Raw genomic sequence first — 14,591 nt, 5'->3', positions numbered from 1 at the left:
AAATACCCGAGCGAGCGTAAAAAGCATGAACGAGTACGCCCCCCTGCGTTTGCATGTGCCCGAGCCCACCGGCCGGCCAGGCTGCCAGACCGATTTTTCCTACCTGCGCCTCAACGATGCAGGTCAAGCCCGTAAACCCGCGATCGATGTCGATGCTGCCGACACTGCCGACCTGTCCTACAGCCTGGTCCGCGTGCTCGACGAGCAAGGCGACGCGCAAGGCCCCTGGGCCGAAGACATTGACCCGCAGATCCTTCGTCAAGGCATGCGCGCCATGCTCAAGACGCGGATCTTCGACAGCCGCATGGTGGTTGCCCAGCGCCAGAAGAAGATGTCCTTCTACATGCAAAGCCTGGGCGAAGAAGCCATCGGCAGCGGCCAGGCGCTGGCGCTGAACCGCACCGACATGTGCTTCCCGACCTACCGCCAGCAAAGCATCCTGATGGCCCGCGACGTGTCGCTGGTCGAGATGATCTGCCAACTGCTGTCCAACGAGCGCGACCCCCTCAAGGGCCGCCAGTTGCCGATCATGTACTCGGTGCGCGAAGCTGGCTTCTTCACCATCAGCGGCAACCTGGCGACCCAGTTCGTACAGGCGGTCGGCTGGGCCATGGCATCGGCGATCAAGGGCGATACCAAGATCGCCTCGGCATGGATCGGTGACGGCGCTACTGCCGAGTCAGACTTCCACACCGCCCTTACCTTTGCCCACGTATACCGCGCCCCGGTCATCCTCAACGTGGTCAACAACCAGTGGGCCATTTCCACCTTCCAGGCCATCGCCGGTGGCGAGTCGACCACCTTTGCCGGCCGTGGCGTGGGTTGCGGTATTGCTTCGCTGCGGGTTGACGGCAACGACTTCGTCGCCGTGTACGCCGCCTCGCGCTGGGCGGCCGAGCGCGCCCGCCGCGGCCTGGGCCCAAGCCTGATCGAGTGGGTCACCTACCGTGCCGGCCCGCACTCGACGTCGGACGACCCCTCCAAGTACCGCCCTGCCGACGACTGGAGCCACTTCCCGCTGGGTGACCCGATCGCCCGCCTGAAGCAGCACCTGATCAAGATCGGCCACTGGTCCGAGGAAGAACACCAGGCCGTCACGGCCGAGCTCGAAGCTGCGGTGATTGCCGCACAGAAAGAAGCCGAGCAGTACGGCACCCTGGCCAACGGGCACATCCCGAGCGCCGCCTCGATGTTCGAGGATGTGTACAAGGAGATGCCCGAACACCTGCGCCGTCAACGCCAGGAACTGGGGGTTTGAGATGAACGACCACAACAACAGCATCAACCCGGAAACCGCCATGGCCACCACTACCATGACCATGATCCAGGCCCTGCGCTCGGCCATGGATGTCATGCTTGAGCGCGACGACAATGTGGTGGTGTACGGCCAGGACGTCGGTTACTTCGGCGGCGTGTTCCGCTGCACCGAAGGCCTGCAGAACAAGTACGGCAAATCGCGCGTGTTCGACGCGCCAATCTCCGAGAGCGGCATCGTCGGTACCGCCGTGGGCATGGGTGCCTATGGCCTGCGCCCGGTGGTGGAGATCCAGTTCGCCGACTACTTCTACCCGGCCTCCGACCAGATCGTCTCCGAGCTGGCACGCCTGCGTTACCGGTCGGCCGGCGAGTTCATTGCCCCGCTGACCCTGCGCATGCCTTGCGGCGGCGGCATCTATGGCGGCCAGACTCACAGCCAGAGCCCGGAAGCGATGTTCACCCAGGTGTGCGGCCTGCGCACCGTGATGCCGTCCAACCCTTATGACGCCAAAGGCCTGCTGATTGCCTCGATCGAATGCGACGACCCGGTAATCTTCCTGGAGCCCAAACGCCTGTACAACGGCCCGTTCGATGGCCACCACGACCGCCCGGTAACACCGTGGTCGAAGCACCCGCACAGCGCCGTGCCCGACGGTTATTACACCGTACCGCTGGACAAGGCCGCCATTACCCGCCCTGGCAATGACGTGACCGTGCTGACCTACGGCACCACGGTGTACGTGGCCCAGGTGGCCGCCGAAGAAAGCGGCGTCGATGCCGAAGTGATCGACCTGCGCAGCCTGTGGCCGCTGGACCTGGACACCATCGTCGAGTCGGTGAAAAAGACCGGCCGTTGCGTGGTGGTGCACGAGGCCACCCGCACCTGCGGCTTCGGTGCCGAGCTGGTGTCGCTGGTGCAGGAGCACTGCTTCCACCACCTGGAGGCGCCGATCGAGCGCGTCACCGGCTGGGACACCCCCTACCCTCACGCACAGGAATGGGCTTACTTCCCAGGCCCTTCGCGGGTAGGTGCGGCACTGAAAAAGGTCATGGAGGTCTGAATGGGCACGCACGTCATCAAGATGCCGGACATTGGCGAAGGCATCGCGCAGGTCGAGTTGGTGGAATGGTTCGTCAAGGTCGGCGACATCATCGCCGAGGACCAGGTGGTGGCCGACGTCATGACCGACAAGGCCACCGTGGAAATCCCCTCGCCGGTCAGCGGCAAGGTGTTGGCCCTGGGTGGCCAGCCCGGGGAAGTGATGGCGGTCGGTAGCGAACTGATCCGCATCGAAGTGGAAGGCAGTGGCAACCATGTGGATGTGCCTCAGCCAAAACCGGTAGAGGCCCCGGCGGTCCCCACTGCAGCCAAGCCGGAACCGCAGAAAGACGTAAAACCCGCCGTGTACCAGGCGCCCGTCAACCACGAAGCTGCGCCCATCGTGCCGCGCCAGCCGGGCGACAAGCCGCTGGCCTCGCCGGCCGTGCGCAAACGCGCCCTGGACGCCGGTATCGAACTGCGTTATGTGCATGGTAGCGGCCCGGCCGGGCGCATTCTGCACGAAGACCTCGACGCCTTCATGAGCAAGCCGCAAAGCAATGCCGGGCAAGCACCTGATGGTTATGCCAAGCGCACCGACAGCGAACAGGTGCCAGTGATCGGCCTGCGCCGCAAGATCGCCCAGCGCATGCAGGACGCCAAACGCCGGGTCGCGCACTTCAGTTATGTCGAGGAAATCGACGTCACCGCCCTGGAAGCCCTGCGCCAGCAACTCAACAGCAAGCACGGCGACAGCCGCGGCAAGCTGACCTTGCTGCCATTCCTGGTGCGCGCCCTGGTCGTAGCGCTGCGTGACTTCCCGCAGATCAACGCGACCTACGACGACGAAGCGCAGATCATCACCCGCCATGGCGCGGTGCATGTGGGTATTGCCACCCAGGGTGACAACGGCCTGATGGTACCCGTGCTGCGCCACGCCGAAGCGGGCAGCCTGTGGGCCAATGCCGGCGAGATTTCGCGCCTGGCCAACGCTGCACGTAACAACAAGGCCAGCCGTGAAGAGCTGTCCGGCTCGACCATCACCCTGACCAGCCTTGGCGCCTTGGGTGGCATTGTCAGCACGCCGGTGGTCAACACCCCGGAAGTGGCAATCGTCGGGGTCAACCGCATGGTCGAACGGCCAGTGGTGATCGACGGCCAGATCGTCGTGCGCAAGATGATGAACCTGTCCAGCTCGTTCGACCATCGCGTGGTCGATGGCATGGACGCCGCCCTGTTCATCCAGGCCGTGCGTGGCCTGCTCGAACAACCCGCCTGCCTGTTCGTGGAGTGAGCATGCAACAGATTATCCAGACTACCCTGTTGATCATCGGCGGCGGCCCTGGCGGCTATGTAGCAGCCATCCGCGCCGGGCAACTGGGCATTCCTACCGTACTGGTGGAAGGCCAGGCACTGGGCGGCACCTGCCTGAACATCGGCTGCATCCCGTCCAAGGCGCTGATCCACGTGGCCGAGCAGTTTCACCAGGCCTCGCGCTTTACCGAACCCTCGCCGCTGGGCATCAGCGTGGCTTCGCCGCGCCTGGACATCGGCCAGAGCGTCACCTGGAAGGACGGCATTGTCGACCGCCTGACCACCGGTGTTGCCGCCCTGCTGAAAAAGCACGGGGTGAAAGTAGTGCATGGCTGGGCCAAGGTACTGGACGGCAAGCAGGTCGAGGTCGATGGCCAGCGTATCCAGTGCGAGCATCTGTTGCTGGCGACCGGTTCCAGCAGTGTCGAACTGCCGATGCTGCCGCTGGGTGGCCCGGTGATTTCCTCGACCGAAGCCCTGGCGCCGAAAGCCCTGCCGCAACACCTGGTGGTGGTCGGCGGTGGCTATATCGGCCTGGAACTGGGCATTGCCTATCGCAAGCTGGGTGCACAGGTGAGTGTGGTGGAAGCGCGCGAACGCATCCTGCCGACCTACGACAGCGAATTGACCGCCCCGGTGGCCGAGTCGCTGAAGAAACTGGGCATAGCGTTGCACCTGGGCCACAGCGTCGAGGGCTACGAAAATGGCTGCCTGCTGGCCAGCGACGGCAAGGGTGGGCAACTGCGCCTGGAGGCCGACCAGGTACTGGTGGCCGTGGGCCGCCGGCCACGCACCAAAGGCTTCAACCTGGAATGCCTGGACCTGAAGATGAACGGCGCCGCCATTGCCATCGACGAGCGCTGTCATACCAGCATGCACAACGTCTGGGCCATCGGCGACGTCGCTGGCGAACCGATGCTGGCGCACCGGGCCATGGCCCAAGGCGAGATGGTCGCCGAAATCATCGCCGGCAAGGCCCGACGCTTCGAGCCGGCAGCGATTGCCGCCGTGTGCTTTACCGACCCGGAAGTGGTGGTGGTCGGCAAGACACCGGAACAAGCCAGCCAGCAGGGCCTGGACTGCATCGTCGCGCAGTTCCCGTTTGCCGCCAATGGCCGGGCCATGAGCCTGGAGTCGAAAAGCGGTTTCGTGCGGGTGGTGGCGCGCCGTGACAACCACCTGATCGTGGGTTGGCAGGCGGTTGGCGTGGCGGTTTCCGAACTGTCCACAGCGTTTGCCCAATCGCTGGAGATGGGCGCGTGCCTGGAAGATGTGGCCGGCACCATTCATGCCCACCCCACGCTGGGTGAAGCGGTACAGGAAGCCGCACTGCGCGCCCTGGGCCACGCCTTGCATATCTGACACTGAAGCGGCCGAGGCCGATTTGGCCCGCTGCGCCGAGAGGCGCTGCGGGTCTTTTTTCATTCAGGCCATCTAAGCCTTCAGAAAACAGCGCGCTCTTTGAGGGGCTAGTGTGGTGTTTTGCAAATACGGCCAATAACTCGCGAGCGATTTTTGCGCTCAGGCAAGGCGTCGCGACGAGTCGTAGCCCAGCTACGGCGAGGAGCGACAACGCCGCATGAGCGCAAAAAGCGCCGCGAATTATGGTCGTTATTTGTGAAACACCACACTAGCTACTCGGCAATTGCGTTCTTGCCTGTACCCTTGGCCCTGTAGAGCGCCTTGTCGGCACGCGCCAGCAGCGCGTGCTGGTCCTCCCCTTCCAGCCATTGCACCACGCCATAGCTCATGGTCAGCCGGCAATCACCCACCGGCTCCACCTGCTCCAGCACCTGGCGCAAGCGCGCCGCCACATCCAGCGCCTCCCCCAGCGCGGTCTGCGGCAGCACGATGACGAACTCGTCGCCGCCCCAGCGCGCCAGCAGGTCCAGTTCGCGCAAGCAGGTGCGCAGGCTTTCGGCCACCCGGACCAGTGCCGCATCGCCACGGGCGTGACCGTAGCGGTCGTTGATCGGCTTGAAATCATCCATGTCCATGGCGATCAGCGACAACGGCTGGCGGAAGCGCTGGGCGCGCTGGCACTCCCGCTGCAACGCGCTCTCCAGCCGGTAACGGTTGGCGACACGGGTCAACGCATCGCGTTCGGCCAATTCACGGTTTTCGTCCAGTTGCCGCTGCAACTGCTGGTTCACCCAGGACAACTCACGGGTGCGTTCGGCCACCTGAAATTCCAGCGACTGGTTCTTCTGTTCCAGTTGCGTCACCAAGCGCTTGCCAGCGTCGATATTGCGATGCGCACCCAGCATGCGTGCCACGGAACCGTCCTCGTTATGCGCGATGACGTAGCCGCTGTCTTCGATCCAGATGTAGCTGCCGTCCTGACAACGGCAACGGTATTCAATGCGGTAGCGCTCGTTGCGCTGATTGATATAGGCCTCGAAATGGGCCATTACCCGGGGGTAGTCTTCGGGATGGATCACGCTTTCCCAGGTAAATACCGAGTTGGCCATGGAGTGGCTGGCATAACCCAGCATGTTGTACCAGCCCGGGTTGCGATAAACGTAGCCGGTATTGGCATTCCAGTCCCAGATGCCGTCGCTGATCAAATCGAACAAGGTGTGCAACTGCTGTTCACTGAAGCCGGCAGGTACCGGCCTGGTGTCTTGACTCATGGACGCTCTCCCTGATGCCCAGCAACTGCGCTCCGATCAAGGGGCTGCCGACAGTGGTGTTGATTGCCGCGAGCGGCAAGATGATGCCTATCACGGGCAAGCATATGCCCACCCGCGTGCAACCGAAATAGTGCCAACGCCCTGATTTCGACCGGCACAGCGCTGGCATGGCTTTTGCGCTTGGTACCTGCCAACGAGATTTCCAAGGAGGAAACATGATAATCGCCCCTAACGGCGTCAGCTGGCAGCCTACGCTCCATCAGCCTCGGTCCACCAGCGATGAGCAGGCAGTGGCCCAGATTGCACCGGTCCGCACGCCAATATCCACCGCCAACACGGCGAGCCAACAGCAGAATGGAGGCAGCACCGCTCAGCAAAACGCAGAGGATGCTCGTGCAGAAGCCTTTGCCAAATTCAAGGTGATGCTGCAAAACCTGGGTTCTGCGACCACCGAGCCGGTCATCGGAGAACCCCTGCCGTCCAAGACTGCCCGGCAGGAATTTCATGACTTCATGTCCAAGTCGCCCGGCGAGATGATCAAGGAAAAACTGCTGCGTGAAATAGGCTTGACCGAAGAAGAGTACGACGCCCTGCCGCCCGAAATGAAAGCAAAGGTCGACGAGTTGATCGCCCAGCGCATGAAAGAAGACATCAAGCGCAAGATCGAGGAGAAAGCGCAAGAGCAGGTCGCCAAGGTGGACGGCGGCGTGGATGAAGAGCAACAAGCGGCAAGCCCGGTGTGAGGGAATGCCAGCGGCCGGTAAGGAGAGCGCCGCGGTTCGTCCAAGGCGCCCCAGCCTGAGCGGTTTGAAGGCGTGCGGTGGCGTCGATGTTCAGGTGGTGCATGGCTTCGTCAACTGCAACGCTGCCGGCGCCATGACTGGTCTCAGGAAAAATCGGCAGGATGTTGTGCAGAGAATTCGTTTGAGGTCCTTGGCCTTATTGTCCAGGGTGGCAGGCTGGTAGCTATTTGCCACGCGTGGACGCAGGCGCATGACGATGCCTGCGTAGGGGGACGATGTCGGATCCCTCCTAAAATAAGAGAGGACAAGGAAATGCAATCACACGGTTTGAAGCAAAGCCTCAAGCAGCGGCATATCACCATGATCGCGCTGGGTGGGGTGATCGGTGCAGGGCTGTTCATGGGCTCGGGCTCACTGATCGCATCGGCAGGGCCCGCGGCCATACTGTCGTATTTCATTGGTGGCCTGGTGGTCACCCTGGTCATGTTCATGCTGGGCGAAATGGCCTGCCGCAACCCGGATGCAGGGTCGTTCTCGACCTACGCCAACACCTACCTCGGTGACTGGGCAGGGTTTGCGGTCGGCTGGCTGTACTGGTTCAAGTCGATGATGACCATCACCCTGGAAGCGGTACTGCTGGGCGCCATCCTGCATGACTTCCTGCCCTGGCTACCGATCTGGGCAGGTGCCTTCCTGATGCTGGTGACACTCATGGCCAGCAACGCCTACTCGGTGCGTTCGTTTGCCGAAGTCGAGTATTGGCTGGCCGCGATGAAGGTCGCCACCATCCTCATCTTCATGCTGCTGGGCGTCTCGATCCTGCTCGGCCTGCACAGTGAGATTCCCGCCCCCGGCCTGATCAACCTCACCGCCCATGACGGCTTCATGCCCAACGGCCTGTCACCGGTGATGGCCGGCGTTATCGTGGTGATTTTCTCCCTGGGCGGCAGCGAAATTGCCGCTGTGGCCGCGGGTGAGTCAGAGAACCCGCGACAGAACGTGATCCGTGCGATCAAGAGCGTGATCCTGCGGGTGATGCTGTTCTACGTAGGCTCTGTGTCGATCCTGATCCTTTGCCTGCCCTGGACCGACAAGGCCAACCTGGCCTCGCCCTATGTTTCGCTGTTCAGCCTGGCCGGGTTCGGTGGTGCTGCAGTGGCCATGAAACTGGTGCTGTTCGTCTCGTTCATGTCGGTGATGAACTCGTTCATGTTCTCCAACTCGCGCATGCTGTTCTCGCTGAGCCAGCGCGGTCACGCGCCCAAGCTGTTCTCACGCACCAGTGCCAAGGGCGTACCGATCAATGCACTGCTGCTGAGCCTGTCGATCTGCACGATGATCCTGACCGTGCACTTTGTCAGTGGCGGCGACCTGTTCATGACCTTGGCCAAGAGTACCGGCAGCCTGGTCATGGTCGTATGGATCTTCATCATCATCGCCCACGTGGCCATGCGCAGGAAAACCCGCCACGAAGCGGTCGCCCCAAACGCCTTCCGTGCCTGGCTGTTCCCCTACACCAATATCATTGCGCTGTTCGCCTTGCTGGCAGTCATCGGCACCCAGGCGTTCGACCCGGCATCGCGTTTCCAATTCTGGTTCACGGTGCTGACGGTACTGCTGGTGGTGGCGGGGTACTTCCTGATGCGTCAGCGGCTGGCCCCAAGCGCGGCGTTAGCCCACGAACGTGATGCATGACAGCGCTGGCCAAGCGCAGGTGCTGTCAACAGCAGCACGACGGCGACAAAGGCGACGGAGACAATAATGGGAATGACGAGAATGGCGTCCCAGGCAGGAATTGAACCTGCAACCTTCCCCTTAGGAGGGGGATGCTCTATCCAATTGAGCTACTGAGACGCTACGACCGGCAGCGAGCGCTGCACAGCGGGATGGCCAGCATGTTAACCAGCATGCTGGCGTTTGTCATGCCTCAACTGGGCTTTTTCGCGTAATCCTTTTCTGCCGCTGCTATCCCCGTGGTAGCACGCCCTGATGGCGAAGCAGCGAAACAAATGCGGCGACCGCCGCCTCCAGTGTGGAAGAATTATCCAGCACATGTACCGACGGGTCGGCTGCAGCTTGCAAGCGTGCGCTGCGCGCCAGGCGCTGCTCCACTTCTTCTGCAGTTTCCCGGCCCCGGGCCAGCAAGCGCTGGCGCAGCACCTCAGGCTTGACCTCGACCAACACGGCCAACAAATCCGGGTAGCGCTGACGGGCTTCTGGCAGATAAGCCCGCGAGCCATTCACCAGCACTGCCCTCCCCGCCGCCAACCACTGGTCCACCTGCCGGGGTATGCCATAGTCCAGGCCATTGGCCCGCCAGTGCATGGCAAACGCACCCTGCGCACGCAAGGTATCAAACTGCTCAGGCGTGACCCCTTGGGCAGCTTCGCCTTTGGCTTCGGCCGAACGGGTGATGACCCGGCGGGCAATTTCTACCCCGGCGAGGGCCAGTTGCTCACGCGAAGCGTCGATCAGGGAGTCTTTCCCGGAACCCGACGGCCCAACCAGAAATATCAACCGGCCCGTCCCTGATCGGCGGTCGCTTGCGTCATGTTGCATAGCCACTATGCTCTATGGAGAGAACCGGCGCATTCTAGGGCTTTTCTGGGCATTTTTCTGCGTTTTACCGATTATTGACGGCAAAAGACTGACGGCCAGGCTAGCCAGAGCATGTAAAACTTTTCAAACCAGTGCTCATTTCTGATAATTGGTACTGGCATAAAGCCTTTATCCGGCTCACTATTTGTCACATAATTGACGCCAAGCAAACGGCGACCATGAGGCAAGATGAGCATCCATTTTTCACTGGCGGTTGAACATTTTGTCGTCGCCACGGTCGTACTTCCATCCCGTGCGGCCAATTTGAGAACCGCTTCCCCTGAACCAAACTCTGGTCAATTTATATGCGCCCAATGAAACAGGCTATTTATTCGAGCCGCACCGCTGACAAGTTCGTCGTCCGCCTGCCAGACGGAATGCGTGAGCGCATTGCCGAGGTAGCGCGCAACCACCACCGCAGCATGAACTCCGAGATCATTGCACGCCTGGAGCAGAGCCTTATCCAGGAAGGTGCGCTGGGTGATGAACTGAGCATGCGCCTGGACAGCCCCGAGCTGTCCCTGCATGAGCGCGAGTTGCTGCAGCGTTTCCGCCAACTGTCCCACCGCCAGCAGAACGCCCTGGTCGCCCTCATCGCTCACGATGTGGAAATGGCCGCAGACGCTTCCTGAGGCCTGCAGCGAACACAAAAAAGCCAGCGTAAGCTGGCTTTTTTGTGGATGACTGATTGGCAGCAAAGGCATTTCCCTGCGGGACGCTCCCACAGGGAGGATCGGCTTACAACAGGAACAGCGTCGCCAGCCCCAGGAAGATGAAGAAACCACCGCTGTCGGTCACAGCAGTGATCATCACGCTCGCCCCCATCGCAGGGTCGCGCCCCAGGCGGGCCAATGTCATCGGGATCAGCACGCCCATCAGCGCTGCCAACAACAAGTTCAAGGTCATCGCTGCAGTCATCACCACCCCCAGCGACCAGCTGCCATACAGCCAGAAAGCCACCGCACCAATCACTCCGCCCCAAACCAGGCCGTTGATCAGCGACACCGCCAATTCCTTGCGCATCAAGCGGCTGGTATTGCCTGGCGACACTTGGTCCAGGGCCATGGCGCGGACGATCATGGTGATGGTCTGGTTACCAGAGTTGCCACCAATACCCGCAACGATCGGCATCAGCGCAGCCAACGCCACCAGCTTTTCAATCGAACCTTCGAACAACCCGATCACTCGCGAAGCAACGAACGCGGTAATCAGGTTGATGGCCAGCCACGCCCAACGGTTGCGGAACGAACGCCAGACCGAGGCGAAAATATCTTCCTCTTCACGCAGACCCGCCATGTTGAGGACTTCGCTCTCGCTTTCCTCACGAATCAGGTCAACCATTTCGTCGATGGTCAGACGGCCGATCAGGCGTTCGCTCTTGTCCACCACCGGGGCGGATACCAGGTCATAACGCTCGAAAGCCTGCGCTGCATCGTAGGCATCTTCCTCGGGCTGGAAGGAGACAGGGTCGGTCGCCATGACCTCCGCCACCTTCTTCTCCGGGTCGTTGACCAGCAGGCGCTTGATCGGCAATACCCCCTTGAGGATGCCGTCGTAATCGACCACGAACAACTTGTCGGTGTGGTTCGGCAATTCTTTCAGGCGGCGCAGGTAGCGCAGCACCACTTCCAGGCTGACGTCTTCGCGGATGGTGACCATCTCGAAGTCCATCAGCGCACCGACCTGCTCCTCGTCGTAGCTCAGCGCCGAACGCACCCGCTCGCGTTGCTGGGCATCGAGGGTTTCCATCAGCTCGTGAACAACGTCACGCGGCAGCTCTGGGGCGAGGTCGGCCAGTTCGTCGGCGTCCATCTCCTTGGCGGCAGCCAGCAGCTCGTGATCGTCCATGTCGGCGATCAGCGATTGGCGAACCGAATCGGAAACTTCCAGCAGGATGTCGCCATCGCGCTCCGAGCGCACCAGCTGCCAGACCGTCAGGCGATCTTCCAGGGGCAAGGCTTCGAGGATGTAGGCGATGTCGGCGGGGTGCAGGTCATCGAGCTTGCGCTGCAGCTCGACGAGGTTCTGGCGGTGGACCAGGTTTTCCACCAGGTCATTGTGCGCGCCTTCCTGGCGATGGGTCAGGTCTTCGACCATGCGCTGACGCTGCAGCAGTTCGACCACCTGGGCCAGGCGATCCTGCAGGCTTTCTTGCGCTTTTTTAACTTCTACTTCGGTCATAGGCGAACTCCACTCCCAGCAGCGGAGCACGCCGAGGGAATCAATCGGTCAGATCTTTCTGTATGAATCGTGTTAGCGAGTAACTACTGGGTAAGTCCATGGTGGTTTTCCACAAGCCCCGGCGGGGCTGACGGGCGCAATCATACACTGCTAAAGCTGTCAGATCGCTTAAATTTTTGGCCAGAACAATCGTTTGCGCGATAAAGCTGGGACAACGCGTGAAGCTATCAGTGCGACGGTTGTTGTGGATGGGAAAGCACATTTGATTTTTGAGGCCGCTCAGCGGCTCAAGACTACACCGCAATCATTACAGAAGAGCGTAGATCGACAGGCTCAAGAATTCATTGGCGCACAAACAAAAAGCCCGCTCTATTGAGCGGGCTTTCTGATGGGGTATGGCGGACTCAGCAGGATTCGAACCTGCGACCGCTCGGTTCGTAGCCGAGTACTCTATCCAGCTGAGCTATGAGTCCGTGATGGTAGTTTTAGACCAGGTTACCACTGGCTTACTGAAATGGCTTTGCAAGCAGAACCACTTCAAGAAAGTGGCGGACTCAGCAGGATTCGAACCTGCGACCGCTCGGTTCGTAGCCGAGTACTCTATCCAGCTGAGCTATGAGTCCGCGATTGGCAGTTTTAAACCAGATTACCGCTGGTTGACTGAAATGGCTTTGCAAGCAGAACCACTTCAAGAAAGTGGCGGACTCAGCAGGATTCGAACCTGCGACCGCTCGGTTCGTAGCCGAGTACTCTATCCAGCTGAGCTATGAGTCCGCAATTGGCAGTTTTAGACCAGATACCGCTGGTTGATTGAAGCAGCCTTGCAAACAAAGCCACTTCAAAAGTGGCGGACTCAGCAGGATTCGAACCTGCGACCGCTCGGTTCGTAGCCGAGTACTCTATCCAGCTGAGCTATGAGTCCGTGTCTTGCCGCGCATTATAGGTCGCTGAAACATTTTTGCAAGAATCTTTTCGTTATAAAACAACTACTTAGCGTTCCTACCGTTTACAGCGCCCTACGCAAATAATGGCGGTGAAGGGGGGATTCGAACCCCCGATACCCTTATGAGGTATACTCCCTTAGCAGGGGAGCGCCTTCGGCCACTCGGCCACCTCACCGCAACACGAGGCGAATATTAAAGAACCTCTTTCACCTTTGCAACCCTTTTTTTGAAAAAAACTTCAAAAAAATTAAAGGCTTGGCTCTTCATCCTTCTCCTTCTTGATCCGCAGGTAGATTTCCTCGCGGTGAACTGCCACTTCTTTCGGGGCGCTCACGCCAATACGCACCTGGTTGCCTTTGACGCCAAGCACCGTCACGGTGATCTCGCCGTCTCCAATGATCAGGCTCTCGGCGCACCGACGAGTCAGAATCAACATAGCTTTCTCCTTACGCAAAACATTCAGGGGTAACAGTCTTGGATATCGGGCCGGGTCGCGGACGACGACCATGGCCCCGGTTACTCGCCGCACAGGGCAGGACAGGGCCTGCGCGGCGAGCAGAAACGCGAAGGGCGCGGCAAGCCGCGCCCTTCCAGGCAGCGCCTTACTCGCCCTGTCGGGCAGGAGCATCCAGATCGAACGCGGTATGCAGCGCGCGCACGGCCAGCTCCAGGTACTTCTCTTCGAGCACCACCGAAACCTTGATCTCGGAAGTGGAGATCATCTGGATGTTGATGCTCTCCTTGGCCAGGGCTTCGAACATGCAGCTGGCAACACCGGCGTGCGAACGCATGCCGACGCCAACGATCGAGACCTTGGCGATCTTGGTGTCGCCGATCACTTCACGGGCACCGATTTCGCGCGCAGTGTTTTCCAGCACGCTCTGCGCCTTCTCGTACTCATTGCGGTGCACGGTGAAGGTGAAGTCGGTGGTGTTATCGTGAGCAACGTTCTGCACGATCATGTCGACTTCGATGTTCGAAGCGCTGATCGGGCCGAGGATCTTGAAGGCCACGCCCGGGGTATCCGGCACGCCGCGAATGGTCAGCTTTGCTTCATCACGGTTGAAGGCGATACCGGAAATGATCGGCTGTTCCATGGATTCCTCTTCATCAATGGTAATGAGGGTACCCGGACCCTCCTTGAAGCTGTGCAGCACGCGCAGCGGAACGTTGTACTTGCCGGCGAACTCCACCGAACGGATCTGCAGCACCTTGGAACCGAGGCTGGCCATTTCCAGCATCTCTTCGAAGGTGATCTTCTCCAGGCGACGAGCCTGTGGCACGACGCGCGGGTCGGTGGTGTAGACGCCATCAACATCAGTGTAGATCTGGCACTCATCAGCCTTCAGCGCTGCCGCCAGGGCCACGCCGGTGGTATCAGAGCCACCACGACCCAGGGTAGTGATGCTGCCGTGCTCGTCGACACCCTGGAAGCCTGCAACCACGACCACGCGACCTTCCTTGAGGTCGGCACGAATCTTCTGGTCGTCGATTTGCAGAATGCGCGCCTTGTTGTGCGAGCTGTCGGTGAGAATACGCACCTGGTTGCCGGTGTAGGACACCGCTGGCACACCACGCTTGATCAAGGCCATGGTCAGCAGGGCAATGGTGACCTGCTCACCCGTCGACACGATCACGTCCAGTTCACGAGGAACCGGCTGATCGGTGATCTGCTTGGCCAAGTCGATCAGGCGATTGGTTTCACCGCTCATGGCCGACAGCACAACCACCAGGTCGTCGCCCGCTTCACGGTGTTTCTTGACCTTTTCGGCTACCTGCTCGATCCGCTCGATGGAACCGACAGAGGTGCCGCCAAATTTCTGTACGATCAACGCCATTTCAATGGTGCCTCAGCCCATACAGGGCCCCAAAAAACAATCCA

13 protein-coding genes and 6 tRNA genes are annotated in these 14,591 nt (G+C 60.6%); 7 read left to right on the top strand and 12 right to left on the bottom strand.

All coding sequences use genetic code 11. The features are described 5' to 3' along the window. Positions 1–25: 25 nt before the first annotated feature. Genes LMH93_RS07410 through lpdA form a run of 4 tightly spaced genes read left to right on the top strand, consistent with a single transcriptional unit; the run spans position 26 to position 4,972 of the window. Positions 26–1,258, top strand: coding sequence for a 3-methyl-2-oxobutanoate dehydrogenase (2-methylpropanoyl-transferring) subunit alpha (locus LMH93_RS07410; protein ID WP_003254486.1), 1,233 nt, complete (start codon positions 26–28; stop codon positions 1,256–1,258). A 1-nt stretch (position 1,259) separates the two neighbouring features. Further along, positions 1,260–2,318: an alpha-ketoacid dehydrogenase subunit beta gene (locus tag LMH93_RS07405; protein WP_012051588.1), complete on the top strand. Its 1,059-nt coding sequence runs from the start codon at positions 1,260–1,262 to the stop codon at positions 2,316–2,318. Continuing rightward, entirely contained in the window at positions 2,319–3,590 is a 1,272-nt protein-coding gene (locus LMH93_RS07400) for a dihydrolipoamide acetyltransferase family protein (protein ID WP_230064959.1), read from the top strand. Positions 3,591–3,592: 2 nt separating this feature from the next. Then, positions 3,593–4,972, top strand: coding sequence for a dihydrolipoyl dehydrogenase (gene lpdA, locus LMH93_RS07395; RefSeq protein ID WP_047604201.1), 1,380 nt, complete (start codon positions 3,593–3,595; stop codon positions 4,970–4,972). Positions 4,973–5,244: 272 nt separating this feature from the next. Here the strand turns inward: lpdA and LMH93_RS07390 are convergent, their stop codons facing one another. Further along, positions 5,245–6,243 carry a sensor domain-containing diguanylate cyclase gene (locus LMH93_RS07390; protein ID WP_014861695.1) on the bottom strand — a complete coding sequence of 333 codons (999 nt, stop codon included), beginning with the start codon at positions 6,241–6,243 and terminating at the stop codon, positions 5,245–5,247. Positions 6,244–6,458: 215 nt separating this feature from the next. Here LMH93_RS07390 and LMH93_RS07385 point away from each other — a divergent pair, with 215 nt between their 5' ends. Together LMH93_RS07385 and LMH93_RS07380 are read left to right on the top strand one after the other, a co-directional pair. Next, positions 6,459–6,986 (top strand): hypothetical protein, encoded by a 528-nt coding sequence (locus LMH93_RS07385; RefSeq protein WP_326839529.1) that lies wholly within the window; start codon positions 6,459–6,461, stop codon positions 6,984–6,986. 312 nt (positions 6,987–7,298) lie between these two features. Continuing rightward, entirely contained in the window at positions 7,299–8,681 is a 1,383-nt protein-coding gene (locus LMH93_RS07380; RefSeq protein WP_019750715.1) for an amino acid permease, read from the top strand. Positions 8,682–8,763: 82 nt separating this feature from the next. On the opposite strand, the gene LMH93_RS07375 is transcribed toward LMH93_RS07380, so the two are convergent. From LMH93_RS07375 to LMH93_RS07365, 3 genes are all read right to left on the bottom strand, one after another. Next, positions 8,764–8,840: transfer RNA gene (locus LMH93_RS07375), tRNA-Arg, on the bottom strand. Between the two features lie 111 nt (positions 8,841–8,951). Further along, positions 8,952–9,545 carry a phosphonate metabolism protein/1,5-bisphosphokinase (PRPP-forming) PhnN gene (gene phnN / locus LMH93_RS07370; RefSeq protein ID WP_054888707.1) on the bottom strand — a complete coding sequence of 198 codons (594 nt, stop codon included), beginning with the start codon at positions 9,543–9,545 and terminating at the stop codon, positions 8,952–8,954. Positions 9,546–9,616: 71 nt separating this feature from the next. Beyond that, on the bottom strand, positions 9,617–9,820 hold the full coding sequence (locus LMH93_RS07365; protein WP_014755754.1) for a hypothetical protein: 204 nt from the start codon (positions 9,818–9,820) through the stop codon (positions 9,617–9,619). A gap of 69 nt (positions 9,821–9,889) precedes the next feature. On the opposite strand from LMH93_RS07365, the gene LMH93_RS07360 reads away from it, so the two are divergent. Next, complete coding sequence (locus LMH93_RS07360; protein WP_003254499.1) at positions 9,890–10,216, top strand: Arc family DNA-binding protein; 327 nt, start codon at positions 9,890–9,892, stop codon at positions 10,214–10,216. A gap of 106 nt (positions 10,217–10,322) precedes the next feature. Here the strand turns inward: LMH93_RS07360 and mgtE are convergent, their stop codons facing one another. The 8 genes from mgtE to LMH93_RS07320 all read right to left on the bottom strand — a co-directional run bounded on the left by mgtE (position 10,323) and on the right by LMH93_RS07320 (position 14,547). Further along, positions 10,323–11,765 carry a magnesium transporter gene (gene mgtE / locus LMH93_RS07355; protein ID WP_003254500.1) on the bottom strand — a complete coding sequence of 481 codons (1,443 nt, stop codon included), beginning with the start codon at positions 11,763–11,765 and terminating at the stop codon, positions 10,323–10,325. Between the two features lie 396 nt (positions 11,766–12,161). Beyond that, positions 12,162–12,238, bottom strand: a tRNA-Arg gene (locus LMH93_RS07350). Positions 12,239–12,311: 73 nt separating this feature from the next. Further along, a tRNA-Arg gene (locus LMH93_RS07345) sits at positions 12,312–12,388 on the bottom strand. A 74-nt stretch (positions 12,389–12,462) separates the two neighbouring features. Continuing rightward, positions 12,463–12,539: transfer RNA gene (locus LMH93_RS07340), tRNA-Arg, on the bottom strand. Between the two features lie 71 nt (positions 12,540–12,610). Then, positions 12,611–12,687 (bottom strand) — tRNA-Arg (locus LMH93_RS07335). 106 nt (positions 12,688–12,793) lie between these two features. Beyond that, positions 12,794–12,884, bottom strand: a tRNA-Ser gene (locus tag LMH93_RS07330). A gap of 72 nt (positions 12,885–12,956) precedes the next feature. Then, positions 12,957–13,145: a carbon storage regulator CsrA gene (gene csrA / locus LMH93_RS07325; protein ID WP_003254503.1), complete on the bottom strand. Its 189-nt coding sequence runs from the start codon at positions 13,143–13,145 to the stop codon at positions 12,957–12,959. Between the two features lie 166 nt (positions 13,146–13,311). After that, positions 13,312–14,547, bottom strand: coding sequence for an aspartate kinase (locus LMH93_RS07320; RefSeq protein WP_003254504.1), 1,236 nt, complete (start codon positions 14,545–14,547; stop codon positions 13,312–13,314). Between the last annotated feature and the right edge of the window lie 44 nt (positions 14,548–14,591).

The organism is Pseudomonas sp. CIP-10 (assembly GCF_020911845.1).
GTDB classification, from domain to species: Bacteria; Pseudomonadota; Gammaproteobacteria; order Pseudomonadales; family Pseudomonadaceae; genus Aquipseudomonas; species Aquipseudomonas alloputida.
This window is presented reverse-complemented; position numbering and strand designations above follow the sequence as displayed.

What these genes read in the sequence shown, in the direction of transcription:
- lpdA (WP_047604201.1), top strand. Translation starts at nt 3,593, where the DNA reads ATGCAACAGATTATCCAGACTACCCTGTTGATCATCGGCGGCGGCCCT.
- LMH93_RS07385 (WP_326839529.1), top strand. Translation starts at nt 6,459, where the DNA reads ATGATAATCGCCCCTAACGGCGTCAGCTGGCAGCCTACGCTCCATCAG.
- LMH93_RS07410 (WP_003254486.1), top strand. Translation starts at nt 26, where the DNA reads ATGAACGAGTACGCCCCCCTGCGTTTGCATGTGCCCGAGCCCACCGGC.
- LMH93_RS07380 (WP_019750715.1), top strand. Translation starts at nt 7,299, where the DNA reads ATGCAATCACACGGTTTGAAGCAAAGCCTCAAGCAGCGGCATATCACC.
- mgtE (WP_003254500.1), bottom strand. Translation starts at nt 11,765, where the DNA reads ATGACCGAAGTAGAAGTTAAAAAAGCGCAAGAAAGCCTGCAGGATCGC.
- LMH93_RS07360 (WP_003254499.1), top strand. Translation starts at nt 9,890, where the DNA reads ATGCGCCCAATGAAACAGGCTATTTATTCGAGCCGCACCGCTGACAAG.
- csrA (WP_003254503.1), bottom strand. Translation starts at nt 13,145, where the DNA reads ATGTTGATTCTGACTCGTCGGTGCGCCGAGAGCCTGATCATTGGAGAC.
- LMH93_RS07320 (WP_003254504.1), bottom strand. Translation starts at nt 14,547, where the DNA reads ATGGCGTTGATCGTACAGAAATTTGGCGGCACCTCTGTCGGTTCCATC.
- LMH93_RS07390 (WP_014861695.1), bottom strand. Translation starts at nt 6,243, where the DNA reads ATGAGTCAAGACACCAGGCCGGTACCTGCCGGCTTCAGTGAACAGCAG.
- LMH93_RS07405 (WP_012051588.1), top strand. Translation starts at nt 1,260, where the DNA reads ATGAACGACCACAACAACAGCATCAACCCGGAAACCGCCATGGCCACC.
- phnN (WP_054888707.1), bottom strand. Translation starts at nt 9,545, where the DNA reads ATGCAACATGACGCAAGCGACCGCCGATCAGGGACGGGCCGGTTGATA.
- LMH93_RS07400 (WP_230064959.1), top strand. Translation starts at nt 2,319, where the DNA reads ATGGGCACGCACGTCATCAAGATGCCGGACATTGGCGAAGGCATCGCG.